The following is an 18,740-nucleotide window of genomic DNA, read 5'->3' as shown; positions in this document are numbered from 1 at the left end:
TAAAGACTGATGCTGTACTAGAGCCAGAACAGTCGACATTTCAATCACTGTAGTGTAACCCCCTCCAGACTCACTTTGTCCGTCTGGCAGTTGAAAGGTGTACAGGACATCCTCCGGCCATTTAGCAGAAAAATGATAACCTGAGTTTTCAATATGCCCTTCCACATCGACACGCCCCCTTGCAGTCAATACGCATCCAGAAGCCCGACTAAGTCTACAGATTCTGGGATGGATAAGGAGCTCACTTCCCTCAGGAGCTGCCACCAAAACACCAAGAGTCTCAGCAGTATACTCATAGATCGGAACCGCTCCCCATGCTTGAGCATCACTTCACTGACCATGTCTTTAATGCATGTAATACGGTTTTGTCCTACCATGGTTCTAGCAAATCAAAACTTTCTGATATAGATCCGCCTTGGCAAGGGTAATGTGAAAGTTTGCAACAAATTCATTGTAGCATTCATCATTTTTGTTCAATTTGTTTCAAACGTAGTGTTTAATGTATACTTCACAGGATGTTCTTTACATTGATCATTTGCATCATACTTGTTGCCTCCCCTTATTACCAGGATTTCGCTTGCCGCTTCAACAAGCGAATGCCGTTTGCACCAAGCTCAAGGGCATTGTCCACCGCTTCGCCGGTTTCCATATCCGTGTAGGACCGGCCATCCAATTCGACGCGCTGCGGCGTGCCTCCGAAATTCTGAATAAACACGAAGTCGTCCGTTCCGTTCGTCCGCGCCTGCGCCGTAACACCATGAGGAAGCTTTGTATCGATTACCCGCTCCAGGCCAGCCTCTTTAGCCAATAGGTCATAGAATGCGTCCAGGAAATCGTCCTTGAGGCGGGTCGCCATGTAATAGGCCCGGCCTTTGCCCAGTCGGTTCACCGTCAGCGCGGGACGGCCTGCATAGAAACTGTCTGTGTAGACGCCAAGCACTTCCGCACCCTCCGTATGGATCAGCTCGCAAAGTTCATGCGATTCAAATGTTCCAGCCAGCCCGAGCGGATTGTCTGCCGCCAATACAACGCCGTTGCGATCATCGTTGTACAAGCCTTCGATCTCCTCCGCCCAAATACCAAGCGTGTTGCGTAGCGGTCCCGGGAAACCCCCGAGGTGGCAAAGATCATGCTCATCGACGATGCCGGACCAGTACGTTACGACCAGCGTTCCCCCATTCTCGACGAAAAGTTCTAGCTTCTTCCCGGTTTCCTCCCGGCACAAATATAGCATGGGCGCGACGATCAGCTTGTACGGCGCAAAGTCGTCCTCGGAGCCGATGACGTCGGTTGGCACGCCGTGAGACCATAACGCGCGGTGCTGAGCGTACACAGTCTCTTCGTAATGGAGACCCGAGTTGCGCGGCCCTTGTGCATCCTTGATTGCCCAACGGTTATCCCAATCGAACAAGATTGCCGCTTGCGCGGGCGTCGAAGTCCCAACGACCTCAACCAATCCCGCCAGCGTCTGGCTAAGCTCCGTGACATCGCGGAAGACTCGCGTATGCTCGTGACCGACATGATCCACGACCGCGCCGTGGAATTTCTCGCTGGAGCCGCGGCTTTTGCGCCATTGGAAGTATTGGACGGAATCCGAGCCGTGCGCCACAGCTTGCAACGAGGACAGTTTGTGCATGCCCGGCTGCTTTAGCTTGCTGACTGGCTGCCAGTTGGTCAGGCTCGGCGTACTTTCCATCAGCAGGAACGGCCGCCCCTTGATAGAACGATACAGGTCGTGATAGAACGCGACGAATGCTCCCAGTTCGGCGTCATCTTGATGCTCATGCCAAGTCGGGTAAGCGTCCCAGGAAATGACGTCGAGTAAATCTCCGAATTTACGGTAGTCCAAACCCTCGAACATATGCATGTTGGTTGTGACTGGCAACGCTGACCCTGCTTTCCGTATCGCTTCGATTTCGTACCGGCAGAAATCAATCGTTTGGTCCGTCACAAAGCGGCGCCAGTCGAGATTCTGGCCATGTACTGCGCATTCGCCGTGCGGAGCAGGTGATTCGATCTGTCCCCAATCGTTGTACGTATGCGCCCAGAACGTCGACCACCACGCATGGTTTAACGCCTCAAGCGTGCCGTATTTATTTTTCAACCATGCCCGGAAGGCGTCTTGGCAATAGTCGCAATGACAATCGCCGCCGAATTCGTTGGAAATATGCCAGCCTACGACCGCTGGATGGTCGCCGTAACGCTCCGCCAGCTTCCGGTTGATGATGAAGGTCTTCTCGCGGTAAACCGGTGATGTATAGCAGTGATTGTGACGCATGCCGTGCAGGTTGCGGACGCGATTCGCTTCGACCCGCCGAACCTCCGGATACTTTTCTGACATCCAAGCCGGACGTGCGCCGCTAGGCGTCGCCAGCCAAGCATAAATACCGTTCGCTTCGAAGCGCTCGAGCAGTTGGTCCAGCCAATCGAAGGTAAACGTACCTTCCGTCGGTTCGAGCGCGGCCCATGCGAATATGCCGATCGACATGACGTTGCAGCCGGAAAGCTTCATCAGACGGATATCTTCCTCGAGCACCTCCGGATAACGAAGCCATTGATCTGGATTGTAATCGGCGCCGTGCATCATGACGGGAAGCTTGTCGCTGACGGGTGGGAATACTTGTGTGTTCTTCATAGCGTCTATCTCTCCTTGTTTTATGGTATATTATGGACAAAATCGGGCATCTACCTGCAAAAATGCAGCTAAATCTTGGAATTGAATGAATCCGTTTGAACTTATCGTATTTGTGCTGCTGGGCAGGCATAGCTATTCATCTGCTTTAAACACCGGGATGATGCGCAAACCGAATTCAATTTCCTTTTCATCCAGACGGTATGGCTGGAGCAGCTCCGGACCACAAGAGTTCGATCCAATCCCACTCATCTTGTAATCGAGATGGATAAACGTTTCCTTGCGCTTGGCAAGCTCATGGAGGTGCCCCGCAGCCGCAAGATCGTCTATGCCATAATGTCCCGCATTGAACGAGAAGGTCTCATCCCCTTCGAAACGAAGGCCCATGCCTAGTGCATTGGATACCGTGACCCACTCCGTTCCGAACCGTGAGCCGTTTTCTTGCGGTTTAATGTAAGGAACGAACATCTCATCGACTGTCGTCAGGTAATGCCCCTTCTTCACGCTTCGGCGTTTGTCCATATAGCTCTCGTGCGGGCCGAGTCCGAAGTATTCAACTTCCTCCATGCCGGCAGGCATCGTGAGCTGAAGGCCGAAGCGAGGCAAATACAACAGGTCCTCCTTCACGTTCGCTTTTACGCACAGCACGATTTCTCCCGTCGCCAACACTGTCCATTCGGCGTTTCCTGAGAGAATGGTCGGTACGCTATAGCCGCCCAATGAGAAGGAGACTTGAATGGTAACCGAACCGACTTCCTCCTGCTTCCAATCCACGCGATACACCTTCGTGACCGCCCGATCAAATCCGGCCTCAAGCCACTTCTCTTTCACAAAGCGGTCGTTATCCGTCGGCGCACGCCATACGGAGAAGGCAACCGGTTCTTGGATAAGCGGCACGCCGTGCCGAGAAATCTCCGTGAATGCTCCCTTGCATAAATCGAAGTGATGGACGAAATCGAAGCCTTGGATCGTCAGCCTTCCATCCTCTTCCCGCGCCGAGATTTCAGGCCGGTCAACGGCAACGACGTCTACTTTTTTCTGGATGACAGGTAGCTCGAATTGCTCGAACGCAATTTCGTGTCCCAGGCCGGCCCATGACGTCTCGCGGTTCAATCGGTATGAGATCGTCAGGAAATAACGGCTTTCCGCTTCCTTAGGCCAGCATACCGGGAGCGATATCGTTTCCGTTGTGTGCGGCTTCGTCGACAGCCCTTCGAGCAGGCCTTGCCCCGCGACTTGGCCGTCCTTCTCGACCTTCCAATGGAAGCTGACGTGGGACAAGTCGATGAAGTCGTAGAGGTTCGTAACATCGAGCTTTCCTTCCGCAAGCGCCTTGGCCTCCACTCGAATTGGAGCGATCACTTGCTTCAGCTCGAGCAGACCGGTATGCGGCACGCGGTCCGGCGACACGAGTCCGTCAATGCAGAAATTTCCGTCATTAGGCTGATCCCCGAAGTCGCCTCCGTAGCCGAAGAAAGGTGTGCCGTCCTCCGTTCGCGTCACAATCCCGTGATCGCACCATTCCCAGACGCAGCCACCCATCAGCTTCGGGTATTTATATATGACGTCCCAGTAATCCTTCAAATCCCCGGGGCCATTGCCCATCGCATGGCTATATTCGCATAAGAAGAGCGGCATCGTAGCCGTTTCGTCCTTTGCATAATTCTCAATATACTTGATCGATTCGTACATATGGCTATCCATGTCCAAACAACCCGTTTCGGTGCTGCCTTGATGGCGCGGTGCGGCGCCTTCGTAGTGAATCGGACGAGATGGATCGCGCACCTTCGCCCACTCCGCCATCGCGATATGATTGGCGTCGAAACCAGATTCGTTCCCCATCGACCAAATGATGACGGACGGGTGGTTTTTATCCCGTTCGATCATCCGTTCCGCGCGTTCGAGAAAGCTGTCCCGCCAGGCTGGATTCTTCGTCAAGGCATGGTAGGTTCCCGTCGCGGGCAGCACCCCATGGCATTCCAAGTCCGCCTCGTCGATGACGTAAAATCCGTATTCGTCACAAAGCTCCAAAAATTTCGAGTCGTTGGGATAATGTGAAGCACGAATCGTGTTGATGTTATGCCGCTTCATTAAGACAAGGTCTTGAACCATGTGGGGAACGGGAATGGTCTGTCCCAGCTCGGGATGGGAGTCATGCCGATTGACCCCCTTTAGCTTGATGGCCTGTCCGTTAATTCGAAATACTCCGTCCTTGATTTCGATTTTTCGGAAGCCGACGCGGAATCGGAGGACTTCTTGTCCGGAGTATACGAGTAACTGGTACAAATAAGGACATTCCGCATTCCACAGTACCGGCGCTTCGACATGGAACGCTAGTATACCCTTCCCGTCGATCGCCGCCGATTGGAAGCCGACCTGCTTACCGTCCTTGTCAAGTAGTTCCGCTTTTACGCCAACAGGGCCAATCGTCTCGATTTCGCAGCGCAGCACGGCCCAGCTGAAATCAGTTGCTAACTCTTGCTTGTTGTAGACATCCCGAATGTAATGCGAATCGCGTGCGAGCAAATAGACGTCCCGGAAAATACCCGAAAATCGCCAAACGTCCTGATCCTCTATATACGAACCATCACACCACTTTAAGACCATGACAGTAACCCGGTTCGATCCCGTTCGCAAGACGCCTGTCAGATCGAATTCCGCCGGCATCCGGCTTCCCTGACTGTAGCCGACAAACTGGCCGTTGACCCATAGGTAAAAACAAGCGTTCACTCCCTCGAACACGATGAACGGCTTCTTCTCCTCCCAGCTAACCGGCACATTGAAATCCCTGACATAGACGCCCGCCGGATTGTCGTCCGGCACATACGGCGGATTATACGGAAAAGGATAGTGGATGTTCGTATAATGCAGCTGGTCGTATCCGTTCACTTGCCAGCAGGAAGGTACGAGAAGATCGTCCCATCCGTCGACATCCACCCTTTCCTCATAAAACCCGTTTTCAACCCCCTGTACACTGGCATGATAGCGGAATTTCCAGCTGCCGTTCAGCGTTTGATAAAAGGGAGATTGCCCTCGCTTCCCCTCCATCGCCCGCCGCGTATCCCCATATGGAATAAAATACGCCCTGGATTCCTCGCGATTGATTTGCCTTACACCCAAGTCCTCCCAATACGTCTTGATCTTAACCATGATCCTCCACTCCCTTTCATCCTTTAACGCTCACCACTCGTCCACGCTTCTATCCTTATAATCCATACTTGCGACGGAAAACCCAGCGGAAACATCTGATACACGATCGCGATAGGCGTCAGCGTGAGCATTAGAAGCAGGGTTTCATTCATGCTCTCCCTCTACTCTCTCCGCTATATATCCATTATAGGCTAGCGTAATGGGTCTCGAGAATTTAGCCTAGCAACAATAACCCATACTTTTTCACCGATCTGTCGAACCATGTATTTTCCCTCAGAACAAAAAAACAGCGAACCCCGTTCATGATTCAACCGGGGTTCGCTCACACATACAGCTATTCAAATCTTGTGCCTCTTCCTCGTGAGAAATCCCTTTCGAATTAGTATTTGTGTGAGTCAAAAGGAAAGAAGAGGCTCCTATTACTTTACAGCTTCGGCTTTCTTAATCAGTTTGAAGTCGTCAATGTTTCCCCACTGCCCACCGGAAAATTTTAGATGGGCGCCAATAGTCAAAGTTCCATCTGTAACTACAATATTATCTATTGTTGGATTAGACCATTTACCAGCATTTGTAAATATTTGCCTCTTATCTCCAGCAAAAATCTCGGATATCTCTTCTTCTCCTCCGCCGTAGACCCAAGCAGATAATTGATAGGTGCCATTTTTAATCCCTGTGACAGTTTGGGAAACTCTGAATTCTGTGGCTGTTGGTCTCCAATAGTGTAATGCTAATGTGCCGGAGTGTACGTCAATATCTGTACTAACTGCGTCTGTATCCCCAGTAACCTTCCACGGTTTTAAACCCATCTCAAAGCCGGGATTTTGAATCAAATTTGTGCTTGGCACAACAGTAACTTCGGAAGAGTCAGCAAAACTCCCATCATATGAAACCACCGATATAGTCGCTTTCCCAACAGAAAGTCCGGAAATTGTCCCATTATAAGAATGTGCCTTTACAATATCAGGATTTGAGCTCGTAAAAGTAATTCCTTTATAGGTTGCATTAGCAGGATTGATAATAGCATTTAGCTTACTAGCAGCACCTACTTCAATCGTTTCGGTATGCTTATCCAGAGCCAAAGATTGCACAGGAAACCGGTTATTTTCAACAGCACCGTCAATAAATGCATCTAATGCCAATGAGGGCGTGCCGTCCGGGTCCCATGCAGATTTAGGATACCCAAAATAATTCCCCTCAGGTGCCCAATAAAATATACCTGTTCCCAAATCGTTCGGAATTGCATGTAATTTATTTTGAACATTTACAAGCATGTTATAAACGCTATCAGCATCCTTGGCAACTTCCCCTCCGACTTCAACAATCATGACTTCCTTCCCATATTTTTCTGCGAGTTTATTCATATTTTCAGTTAATTCATGAATTGAGGAAGTAAAGACCGAATCTGGATAATAAGATAAGCCGATGATATCATAATCGTTATCTTTAAGACCGGCTGCAACCAGACCGTCATAAAACTTTTCAACGCCATTTTCTGCTCCGTCTGCTCTATGGATGATAACCTTAATCCCAGGAAAAACCGCTCTGGCTGCGCTCGATCCGGCTTGAATCAGTTGAACGAGGTTGGACGTATTGCTATACCCCCCCAACGGATGCATCATTCCATTATTTATTTCATTCCCGATTTGTACCCACTCTGGTGTTACGCCTGCTACTTTTAGAGCCTTCATCACCTCAGAAGTGTATTCCGATACATGTACTTTTAATTGATCTAAATTATCGTTGGCCCATGCTTTAGGTATTATCTGTTTTCCCGGGTCAGCCCAAGTATCACTGTAGTGTAAATCAATCATAACTCTAAATCCCAAGGCGCTTACACGAGATGCTAATGCAACTACTTCTTCTGTACTGCAATGACCATTGGAAGGATCATCAGAAGGATCAACAAAAGCCCGTATTCTTATGGAATCAATTCCGTGATCCTTTAAAATCTGAAGAAGATCTTGCTCCTCCCCATTATCATTATAGAATTTATAACCCAGGGCCTCTAATTGTGGCAGCCAGCTGATATCTGCGCCTTTGGCAAACGAGTTAGAGATAGATGAAGCGTTTACTTTTGTCGGTAAGATAAAAGCTGTCATGGATATAATCATAGCAAACGTAAGAATCATAGCAATTATTCTATTGATCAATGTACTACCTCCTAGTTTTAATTGCATCAATATATCTGAATTGAAGCGCTTTCACAAACCTTTATAGATCACATCTCGTCCACGCCAACTGGATCATCCGCATAAAATTTCAGAATCCGCCGATTTGGGTAGTTCCAAACCCGCAACCTGATCCACTCAAGCTGCTCCGCTTTCGTCCACAAACAAGATATCTATCCCTTTCGACTTTCGTTAAAAAAAGAAAGAGGGAGTGACTCCCTCTTTACGTTATTTCCCTGCCAAGAAGGCATCAATCTGGCTTTGTAGTTCCGCCTGTACTTTGTCGATACCCGCAACTTTAAGTTGCTTGACTAGCTCGGCTTGACCCTTCTCCAAATCCGGAATCAGGCCGTACTCTAGCGGGACGCCGTATCGTAACATCACGTTGCCGATGCTAGCTATTTCATTCTTTACCTTCTGGTCGTCGAACACAAACGTCTCAAGCGGATAGTGATAAACTTTCTTCTTCCAGTCAGCTTCCATATTCGTCGCTTCCTGAGGATAGGAAGCATCCGTCCGATTGAGTGCAGAATTCCACCCCCAGTAGGAGAAACCAGTGTAATTCGCTTGGCTCGCGCCTGCTTTAAACTTGTCGTCGCCGACCGGCTCGTAGTGCTTGCCTGCGATGCCGTACATCGTCAAATCATGAATTTGCTTGTCGTTCTGCAATAGGTCGATCACCATTAGGGAACGCTCTACATGCTTGGATGTCGCATGGATCGCCATGCCATTCTGCGTCGAGATGGAAGCCGTTTTCTTCTGATTCGGGGTGAGATCGGCAATAGCCATGTCGACATCAGGAAGCTCACGACGAGCCTCTGCTAAATCGAAGCCCAAAGTTCCGAGATTGCGCTTGTACGATGCGGCCTTGCCGGCCTTCATTTCTTGCCAAACGTCGTTCTTGCTGTTGACAACATTCTTGGACCAACCACCGTTATCAGCCAAGTCTTTATAATAAATGAGCAACTTTTTGAATTCGGGCGTATCATAAACGTTAAAAGCTTTTCCTGTTGCATCATCAAGCTTATAAGCGAACGGGATGTTCGGATCTACGAGTTTCCATTCGTTATACTGCTCAAGCAGCACATTATCCAATTCGTTCCATTTATATCCACCGCCCGCCGCTGCAGTGAAGCCGCTCATCCCTTTTTCGTTCTTCGCAATCATCTTCGCGTAGTCGGCAAACGTCTCGGGACTGGTGACTGGCTCAAGATTGTACTTCTTGCGTAAGTCCTCACGAACCAGCAAAACTTTGTCCATAATTTCTTGGTTGTTGTTCGGCACCATGTACAGCTTGCCCTTAATCTTCGCCTGCTCCCAAGAGAGCTTCGGCATCGCTTTCCATGTCATAGGTGCATTGGATTTCAGCAGGTCGTCGGTCAGTTCGTAGAAGCCACCATTCAGCGACTGATTGGAATAAAATGCCCAGTTCGCCGTGAACACCAAGTCGAAATCATCTTTCGCTGCGAACCTGAGTGGATATTTCTGCGACCAATCGGACCAGTCGAGGAATTCGGCTTCAACTGTCGTGTTGATCTTCTTCTTCAGCAGTTTGTTCACCTCACCGAACACTTCGTCGTAATCCGCTGGCTTGGCGCCCAGCAGCAGCATTTTCAGTTTAACCGTGCCGTCGTTCGCGTCGTCTGTACCGTTCCCGTCCCCCGAATTTCCGTTGTTACCACCACATGCGCTAAGTAGCGTACTAAGCAATAGCACGATGGCAAGAAGCAACATGGCATTACCCTTCTTGTGTTTCATGATCCATACTCCCCTTATTTCAGTTATTGGCATTGATATGAACAGACATGCTATGGATTACCAAGTTGCCCTGAGATCATCCTTTCACTGAACCGACAGTCAAGCCTTTAACGAAAAAACGCTGAATGAACGGATACGCGATTAGGATGGGTCCTGTCGCTACAATAGTCATCGCCATTTTCAAGCTTTCGGTCGGGATACTTAATTTGACGACCGCCCCTGAGGCCATCATCGCCTTGCGCATACCGTCCATATTCCCAAGCATGCGATAAAGATAGTATTGCAACGGCATCAAATTCTCTTTCGAAATAAAGAGCAGCGGGTTATACCAATCGTTCCAGTAACCAAGCGCGATGAACAATCCTATGGTTGCCAGCGCCGGCTTCGACAAAGGGATGATCAGCTCCATAAAGATCCTGAAATCGCCCGCTCCGTCGATTTTAGCGGATTCTGTAATCGCTTCCGGGATATTGCTCATGAACGTCTTCATGACAATGATGTAAAACACATTCATCAATAAGGGCAGAATCAATACCAGAAAAGTATCCTTTAGGTGCAAGTATTCAACGACGAGCAAATACCAGGGGACAAGCCCACCGTTGAACAATGTCGTAAAAAAGAAGTAGAACGAGAAGGTTCCTCGCCATTTGAAATCCTTCCTAGCCAGAACATAGGCCGTCATTGCGGTCAAAAACAGCCCGACCAGCGTCCCGACGGCGGTCACCCCGATCGTGACGACGTAAGCCTGGATCATCTGTGAGGGATATTTGAACAGAATGCTATACGCCTCGGTCGAGAAGGCCGTCGGGAACAACTGAAAGCCATTCTCAATAATGCTCTTCTCCTCTGTCAACGAGGAGGACACGATCAAAATAAAGGGCAAGATGCAGAACAAACCCAGAATAGTAAGCGAGATGTAACCGATGATATTGAGCAATACACGATCGGCAGACACGCGTCTTCTGCCTACCGCTTGGCTCGTATTTATCGCAGACATGGGCATTCCCTCCTTCTCTTAGAATAATGCACGGTCTTTATCGTATTTACGAACCGCGTAGTTGGCGATCATGATGGTCACGAAGCCAAGCAACGATTGGTAGAAACCAGCTGCGGCCGACATGCCAATCTCATTTGAGGTCATCAGCAGGCGGAAGACAAACGTATCAATGACATCCGTATTTGAGAATAAGAGACCGTTGTTGCCGACCATGTTGTAGAACATCCCGAAATCACCACGAAAAATATTGCCGATCGCCAGCAACACCAGGATAATCATTGTTGGATACAGGTTCGGCACGGTAATCTTCAGGATTCGTTGGAAGACGTTGGCTCCATCCATTTCCGCCGCCTCATACATCTCGGTATCGATGCTCGTGATGGTAGCCAGATACATAATCGTCCCGTAACCGAACGCCTTCCATGTGGATGCGATGATCAGAATGAACGGCCAATACGCGGGGGTATTGTAAATATCGATCGACTCCATACCCAGCATCCTCAACGTCCCGTTAATAAACCCGAAGTCGTAGCTAAATAAGTTGAATGCAATGGCGCCGACAACAACCCACGAGATGAAGTAAGGCAGGAAAAACACCGTTTGAGTCAACTTTCGAAACCACTTCCCCCCCACCTCAAACAGCAGGATCGCGGCAAAGATTTGCACTACGTTGTTCACGACGATGAACGCGATATTGTAAAGCGCGGTGTTGCGTGTTACGCGCCAGGCGTCACCTGACTCAAAAAGAAACCGGAAATTATCGAAACCGTTCCAGGGGCTCCCGAATACACCGCCGTCAAAGTTGAATTGCTTGAACGCCAATACGATTCCCGCCATAGGCACGTAGGCGAATAGAAAAATAAAAAGTACACCTGGCGTGAGCATCAGTAGCAGGGTTTTATACTTTCTGACATCGCTCCAAAATCCATGCAGGTTCACATGCTCCCTCTCCTCTCTCCTCTTGTCCCCATTATAGGCGAGCGTTATAGGCCTTGAAAATTTAGCCAAGCAACAAAAAACCATACTTTTTCACCGATCTGACGAACCGTACCTTTTTCCTCCATAACAAACCACACTGACCCATTGATTAACAAGGCCGGCTGGAATTAAACAACAGAGATTTTAAAAGAAGCATAATTAACTAAATAAACATTTAAAATAAGGTCAGTGAGTTCATCGGTCAGGCATAGAAAAAAAGGCCCTCGGTATGAATCGACCGGGACCTCAATCACACATATAGCTATTAAATTTTGTGCTTCTTGCGGTATTCACCCGGCGTCATGCCCATTGCTTGCTTGAAATTCCGGTTGAAATAAATTATATTCTTATAGCCCATCTGATCAGCGATTTCATAAATTTTCTTCGTCGGGTCTTTGAGCAGCTCACACACACGATCCGTCTTTAGGCCGATCAAGTAATCGCTGAAATGCGTGCCCGTCTCCTCTTTGAATAACTGACCCAAATAGTTCGCAGTAAAATCTAAATGCGCTGCGACTTCCTTAAGCGTAATTTTCTTCTCCAGGTTATTCTCCACGTATTGCATAATTTCTTCAATTAGTTTGCGCATCTGCCTTTGTCCCTTGATGTACAGCATCTCAGACAACTCGAAGAATCCTCTGCGAAGCCAAGACAGAATGTCATGCACCGTCTCGAATTGAAACAGTACGTCAGGTTGGCGTAATTCCCATTCCAGCAGTTCGTATAAATTTTCTTTTCGCTGCTGAAGATCGGCATGCAGCTTGGACGTCATACGTATGATAAGCGCGTACACGCCTTCCTTGCCAGTCAGTGTCATGTCCTGTTGAAGCAACTCTATTAAACAGTCGTCGATTGTGACCAGATCGTATTCCAAGATGGCTTCTAGCATTCGATTGACCTTCTCTTCCATGAACTTGCTCGACGTATTTTGAGGATGTGCCTCAATCACTCCTTGAATGATTCGATTTTTGCCGAGCAGCCATTTGGCACCAAGCGCCGCCAGCGCCTGTCGAAAAGACTCGTGGAGTTCCGTCTCGTTGGAAGCATAACGACCGACGCCGATCGTAACCGTGCGAGAAGTGCTTCGATTCACATGCTCGACAAGCTCCTTAAGCAGGCTATTGAACCGAGACTCCGGCATGGCCGCAAGAATCGCGAGTCGGTTTCCCTGCCCCTCGATGACGGTACCAAGCTTGACGTCCGCTGCAAATGTATTGATCGTACGGGTGATCTTTCGAGTCTCTGCGCGTTGCTCTTCCGGCGGAAGGCTTCGCATCTTCCATTCTAAGTCATCTATTTCCACGAGCGCCACAGACGCCCCCTTCTCCAAATAATGCGCAAGCACACTGCTAACGTGCGATGTGGCTGGCGCGGGCGTTCGTTCCTCGAACCACCGCAGGAGTAGCTCTTCGTTCACGAGCGACAGGGTTTCCGTAAAGGAACGATCCTGCTCCAGTTCTTGCTCGATTTGCGTGACCTGCTCCGTCAGCATGCGGAATAGTTCTTGGTCTTCGACCGGCTTCAGCAAATACCCTGAAGCATTGATCTCAATCGCTTCCTTGGCGTAGCCGAAATCCTCGTGGCCACTAATAAATACGATTTTAACCTTCGGATGGATTGTTTTCGCCTTCCGGGCAAATTCGGTTCCCGTCATGATCGGCATTCGAATATCCGATAAGATCAAGTCGATCGGTTCAGATTCCATGAGCTTCAATGCCTGAAAACCGCTATGGGCAGTGCCCGCCACGTGGACATTCAGCCCACTCTCGAGAACACGTCGACGCAGCCATTCGAGATCGACCACTTCATCATCAACTAGCAACAGGTTAACACTCATATCCATGCCTCCGGTCGTTTTACTCATTTACGCATTATACCTAAATGTATCATATCTTTTACCCCCGAAGAACAACATGGCGGTCTTCAATGAAAACGGATACAAATTCACGGTTACTGCCGTGGTTCGCCGCCCGGCCCATCCTGATACCAAGCCGGGAGCAGAATTCGCACCGTCGTTCCTCCTCCATAAATGCTTGCGATCTGGACGCCGGAAGGATCTCCGTATAACAGCTTGATGCGCTCGTCGACGTTTTTGACACCGTAACCGCCCTCTTGCCTCGAGTTGTTTAGCAATCGCTCCAACGTATGGGGTTTCATACCAATGCCGTTGTCAATGACCTTCAGCTCGATAAGATCACCAATACGACATGCCTTAATCACAATCGCGATAGAATCTCCGAACCAAGCGTGCTTAAAGATGTTCTCCACAAAGGGTTGCAGGATCAGCTTAATGACCGGCACCTGCAAAATATCGGGCTCGACATCGACATGCACCGTAAAAGCGTCCGCATATTTTACCCGTTGGATCGCAAGATAGGTCGTCACTTGTTCCAGCTCTTTCTCCAGTTCAATGCAGACACGGCCTTGGTTAAGGGTGAGACGGTAAAAACGAGAGAGCCCTTGCACCATCTCCGTCACCTTGTCCGTCTCTCCGAGATTCGCCAAGCTTCCGATCGTCGACAGCGTGTTATAGAGGAAGTGAGGGTTGATCTGCGCTTGCAAGGCCTCCAGCTCAGCTTGTTTCTTTTGGATGCCTTCGACATAGACGCTATCAATCAATTTTTGGATACTACTGGCCATCACGTTGAACGCATCGGCGATTTGTACAAACTCGTCATTGCCTGAGAATTGTATCCGCTTCAGAAAATCCCCTTCCTGGAACGAACGAACAAGGCTGACGATCCTCGACATCCTACGCCCGGAAAGGCGGGCGACGATATAGCCAATGAAGGCCATGACACCAAAGCTAATGGCGCATACAGTGATAATGATTCGCTGAAGCCTACCCGCATCCTTCGACAAGTACGAATTGGGCACCAGCGTCTCGATCACGAAATCAGTACCCGGGATCTCTTCCAGCAGGCTTAGATATGCTTCGCGCGAGGCGCCTTGTTCGGCCATTCCTCGCTGGTAAAGCGATATGCCGGTGGAACGGTCAACCAGACGCAGCGTAATCCCTTCTTCGAGCGGAAAGGCCACGAAATCGCCCAACAGGTCTTCGAGTGACACGGTAATACGCACATAGCCGATTTCAGTCTTATAATCGGCATACGATAACAAACGGCAAAAATGTGATATATTACCAATTTTACTGTCGGTATCGATTTGCAGCCAGATGTTGTCCCGTTCCGTGGCTTGAAGCGAACGAAACCACTCGGTCTGAGAAATCTCACCGAACGGCAGGATATAATAATCGTTTTGCTTGATCGGCTCCGCGAGGTTATCGCCACTCACAATGTTCAAATCGCTATTCAGTGTGTAAAGCATAATACGAATATCGTTCCCAGATAACTGCAGCGGCGCTGTCATCTGCGGGATGATCTCGTCCAGCATCGTCCAGTAAATGTCCAGCGGATCTCCCCTTTTCTGAATGGCGTGCTGGAACGCCAAGCTGCCGAACAGCGTATCGGACATGCGCTGGATTTCGTCCATCTGGTAAAGGATATTGTTCCTTGTCTGCTCCATACCGGTCCGAATATTCGTCTCAGCCATCTCCGTCCGCGATTGAACAAGCATCGAATACGAAATATAGCCGATCAACACGTCCGTAAGCAACACTAGCAGCAAGTAGGGGATCATCATTTTATAGGTAAAAGGTACATATGATTTCACCGGTAAGTTCCTTTCCCATCCTCGTTCTAATAATAAATACCGCCATGCTCGAATAAGATTTCTCCATTTTTTTGCGTGTACCTGCTTTTACAGAACTCGAGTTGTTTATAATGCGGGACACCGTTCCCACAGCTACGCCAGCTACAACTTTAATACTTGGCATTTAACCCCCCATCTCTCTTATGAGAATTATAATAACACGAAGTTGGAAACGTTTCATTTTTGAAAGCGCTTTTTTACTACGGTTTCATTACCTAGCCCGCTTATGAATTTCGTGCCTCCTGATTCAATTCCACCTATTCTCATTTTATTACACCTTCTAGAAAAACGTTTTACCTTTATGATTTATATTTTAAAATATTTTTTATAAACTCTTTATTTATATACGATGTAAGCGTTGACATTATAAAAAGTTATGTTATTATTTCTTTGTAAAACGTTTTACTAAATGGAGATGATGGGATGGCAAAAGTATTTTACAAACCGAAAGACGGATGGGTTGGAGATGTGATCCCGTTCTATGACAATGGAGAGTACAAGCTCTACTATCTCCATGATCAAAGAATTGGCGGAGATTACGGAAATCATACGACGTGGAACCTACTCACAACCAAAAATGGCTTGGATTTTGAAGACTATGGAGTAGTTCTGCCCAACGGAAGCGAAGCCGATCCCGACCGGAATGCATATACCGGTTCAGTGATTAAAGACCCGAACGGCATGTATCACCTTTTTTACACCGGGCACAATCCTAACGTCGAATTTTGCATTGATGGTAAGTCTTTACAAGTCATTTTGAAGGCAACCGGCACCGATGGAATCCATTGGACGAAGGATGAAAATTTCAAGCTTTATGGAGACGCAGTTATTTATGAGCAATTCGATTGGCGCGATCCGTTTGTGTTTTTCAATGAAGAACAGCAAGAGTACTGGATGCTCGTCACTGCGAGACAAATGAACTCTTCCGAAAAGAGAGGGGGTTGCATTGCTCTTCTCACTTCACATGATCTGGTACAATGGCGTTTTCGAGAGCCGTTTTACAACCCGGACAAGTACATCACTATGGAATGTCCGGATTATTTCAAAATGGGAGACTGGCACTATCTGGTCTACTCGACGTTCAGTGAAAAGTTTGTGACGCATTACAAAAAAAGCAAAAGCATTAAAGGCGTGTATACCTCCCCTATTCTGGATACTTTTGACGGCAGGGGGTTTTATGCGGCGAAAACGGCTTCGGATGGCCAACAAAGATACGCTTTTGGCTGGGTTCCTTCCAAACAAGGTGCAAGCGATTACAGTGACTGGGAATGGGCCGGAACCTTGGTCGTTCATGAGGTTTATCCAAACGATAACGGCGATTTGCTCGTGAGGATGCCTCAGTCGATTTATGAGCATTTTAATACCGAAGTAGTCATTATTCCTGAAGCAGAGAAAAACTGTCGCCACACTGGAAGCCAATTCGAACTAGAGTCTCCCGATGGACTGGCTTACAGCGTATTTAATGAATTACCTTCCCAAGTCCTGATTGAAGCTTCGTTTACGGACTGGAAAAAGACCAAAGACTTTGGCATCGCGCTGCGAACCGACAAAACTCTCGACATAGGATATTTCATCAAATTTGATCCATTCCACAATCGAGTTGCATTCGATATGTGGCCAAGAACCGAACCCGGTTTTTTCCAATGGCAAATTGCTGGTGATAAACCGCAAATGATCGAACTGGAAAGACCATTTCCGTTTAGCCAGCACGACCGGATTACGATAAAACTGATTTTGGAAGATGACATCCTGTGCCTGTATGTCAACGCTGTCATTGCAATGACAACACGGGTCTATAACTTCAAAACGGGTCACATCGGTTTTTTTGCGAACGAAGGCTCCGTTAAAGTCAATGATGTCAAGCTCAAGACGGCAGAAAAAGGTTAGAATTACAAATATTCAATTTGTAATGATATATATATATATTGGAGGTTTTAAAAATGGGGAAAATAAGAAAAGTGTCGAAGATCGTCTCACTTCTCACTATTTTTGCATTGATTGCAACTGCTCTCGCAGGTTGCGGGGGGGCTTCCGGAACTAACGCGGGCAAACAGCAAAATTCGTCAGACGCCTCCAACGGCAAAACGATTACATGGTTGTCGGCCCGTCCAGCAGACGGAGCGATCGTCCAAACGATCCGAGAGCTGGCAGACCAGTATGCGAAAGATCATTCCGGATTCAAGCTGGATATTCAAGTGACGTCCGATAGACCTTCCTATTTAACTAAGCTGAGAACGCTCGTCGCTTCTGGCGAAGCTCCAGAATTTATTGATATGGACGCCGATCCGTACGCCCAACAATTGGCAGATGCTGGAATGCTGGTTGATATGAAGAAATTCCTGAATGAACAAGGATTGTACGATCAGTTCTACGAACCTGCGCTGAAATACCAGCAATTACCTGATGGAAGCCTGTACCTTCTCCCTTTGGAGTATCATTTGGAAATGACTTGGTATAACAAGAAAATATTTGCGGAAAATAACCTCACCGTTCCCAAAACCATCGATGATATGCTAACGGTTAGTAAGGCGCTTAAGGACAAGGGGATTACCCCAATTGCCGTTGATGGCGTTGATGTTTGGCCCTTGCTGCGCTATGCGGCCATGATTCCTTTCCGAGCTACCGGAAATGAATTTGCCCGTAACCTGAGCCAAGGTAAGGCCAAAATGACCGACGAGGTCGGAATGAAAGCGGCGAACTTTACCTACGAGATTGGCCAATACTTTCAGGAAGGGTTTGCCACGACGGATTATACTACAGCCAAGAACATGTTCCTCAACGGTGAAGCTGCTATGTATAACATGGGTACCTGGGAAATCCCGTCTTTCATAGACAATAATCTGCCGGAAAAACTTAAAGGCAACGTCGACTATTTCTACCTGCCAACCATTGATAACGCCAAAACGCCGGATAACGAGTTTTTTGGAAACAGCGGGATCGGCCTTGCTGCCACAACCAGCAAATTCGACAACACCACCAAGGACTTCCTAAGTTATGTCTTGAAAAATTATAGTGACGTCTACGTAGCTAAACAGCAGATGTCACCGCTCAAATTTACGATTAAAGACGAGTCCCAATTCTCCAAACTGTTCCTCCGGATTAAAAAGGATATGGATAACTACGGTTCAGAATTTGCTAAGCCTTGGGATACCTTGCTGGATGCCAATACGAACTCCGTCATGAGCGATTTAATCATCAAATTGACGATGAGGGCCACGACGCCGAAAGAATTCGCCAAGCAAGTCGACGACACCATTGCCCAAAACGTCACCCAGTAGTCTTTAGATTCAGACAAACTGCCACCCACCCGGTCATTCAGGGCCGGGTGGCTACCTTTCACTCAATC

Annotated in this window: 11 protein-coding genes; 2 read left to right on the top strand and 9 right to left on the bottom strand. The window is 48.2% G+C overall.

Features of this window, described 5'->3' with window-relative positions; all coding sequences use genetic code 11:
- Positions 1-562 precede the first annotated feature (562 nt).
- The 9 genes from ACIFO6_RS12905 to ACIFO6_RS12865 all read right to left on the bottom strand — a co-directional run bounded on the left by ACIFO6_RS12905 (position 563) and on the right by ACIFO6_RS12865 (position 15,518).
- On the bottom strand, positions 563-2,635 hold the full coding sequence (locus tag ACIFO6_RS12905) for a beta-galactosidase (RefSeq protein ID WP_430041032.1): 2,073 nt from the start codon (positions 2,633-2,635) through the stop codon (positions 563-565).
- Between the two features lie 132 nt (positions 2,636-2,767).
- The gene (locus ACIFO6_RS12900; protein WP_430041031.1) at positions 2,768-5,782 is read right to left on the bottom strand and encodes a glycoside hydrolase family 2 TIM barrel-domain containing protein; all 3,015 of its coding nucleotides are present in this window, start codon (positions 5,780-5,782) and stop codon (positions 2,768-2,770) included.
- A gap of 419 nt (positions 5,783-6,201) precedes the next feature.
- The gene (locus ACIFO6_RS12895; RefSeq protein ID WP_430041030.1) at positions 6,202-7,932 is read right to left on the bottom strand and encodes a glycosyl hydrolase 53 family protein; all 1,731 of its coding nucleotides are present in this window, start codon (positions 7,930-7,932) and stop codon (positions 6,202-6,204) included.
- Positions 7,933-8,178: 246 nt separating this feature from the next.
- Entirely contained in the window at positions 8,179-9,708 is a 1,530-nt protein-coding gene (locus tag ACIFO6_RS12890) for an ABC transporter substrate-binding protein (protein ID WP_430041029.1), read from the bottom strand.
- 76 nt (positions 9,709-9,784) lie between these two features.
- Positions 9,785-10,705, bottom strand: coding sequence for a carbohydrate ABC transporter permease (locus ACIFO6_RS12885; protein WP_430041028.1), 921 nt, complete (start codon positions 10,703-10,705; stop codon positions 9,785-9,787).
- An 18-nt stretch (positions 10,706-10,723) separates the two neighbouring features.
- Positions 10,724-11,644, bottom strand: coding sequence for an ABC transporter permease (locus ACIFO6_RS12880; protein WP_430041027.1), 921 nt, complete (start codon positions 11,642-11,644; stop codon positions 10,724-10,726).
- Positions 11,645-11,948: 304 nt separating this feature from the next.
- A complete protein-coding gene (locus ACIFO6_RS12875; protein ID WP_430041026.1) occupies positions 11,949-13,547 on the bottom strand; it encodes a response regulator in 1,599 nt (532 codons plus the stop codon).
- An 86-nt stretch (positions 13,548-13,633) separates the two neighbouring features.
- Positions 13,634-15,355, bottom strand: a complete 1,722-nt coding sequence (locus ACIFO6_RS12870; protein WP_430041025.1) for a sensor histidine kinase — start codon at positions 15,353-15,355, stop codon at positions 13,634-13,636.
- Complete coding sequence (locus ACIFO6_RS12865; protein ID WP_430041024.1) at positions 15,327-15,518, bottom strand: LacI family DNA-binding transcriptional regulator; 192 nt, start codon at positions 15,516-15,518, stop codon at positions 15,327-15,329. The genes ACIFO6_RS12870 and ACIFO6_RS12865 overlap by 29 nt, the downstream gene beginning before the upstream one ends.
- Positions 15,519-15,817: 299 nt before the next feature.
- On the opposite strand from ACIFO6_RS12865, the gene ACIFO6_RS12860 reads away from it, so the two are divergent.
- On the top strand, positions 15,818-17,281 hold the full coding sequence (locus ACIFO6_RS12860; RefSeq protein WP_430041023.1) for a GH32 C-terminal domain-containing protein: 1,464 nt from the start codon (positions 15,818-15,820) through the stop codon (positions 17,279-17,281).
- A 53-nt stretch (positions 17,282-17,334) separates the two neighbouring features.
- Positions 17,335-18,672: an ABC transporter substrate-binding protein gene (locus tag ACIFO6_RS12855; RefSeq protein WP_430041022.1), complete on the top strand. Its 1,338-nt coding sequence runs from the start codon at positions 17,335-17,337 to the stop codon at positions 18,670-18,672.
- Positions 18,673-18,740: the final 68 nt, after the last annotated feature.

This window comes from Paenibacillus sp. NRS-1781 (genome assembly GCF_050467745.1).
Lineage (GTDB): Bacteria > Bacillota > Bacilli > Paenibacillales > Paenibacillaceae > Paenibacillus > Paenibacillus terrae_A.
The sequence above is the reverse complement of the archived record's forward strand: the minus strand, read 5'-3'. Positions and strand labels throughout refer to the sequence as shown.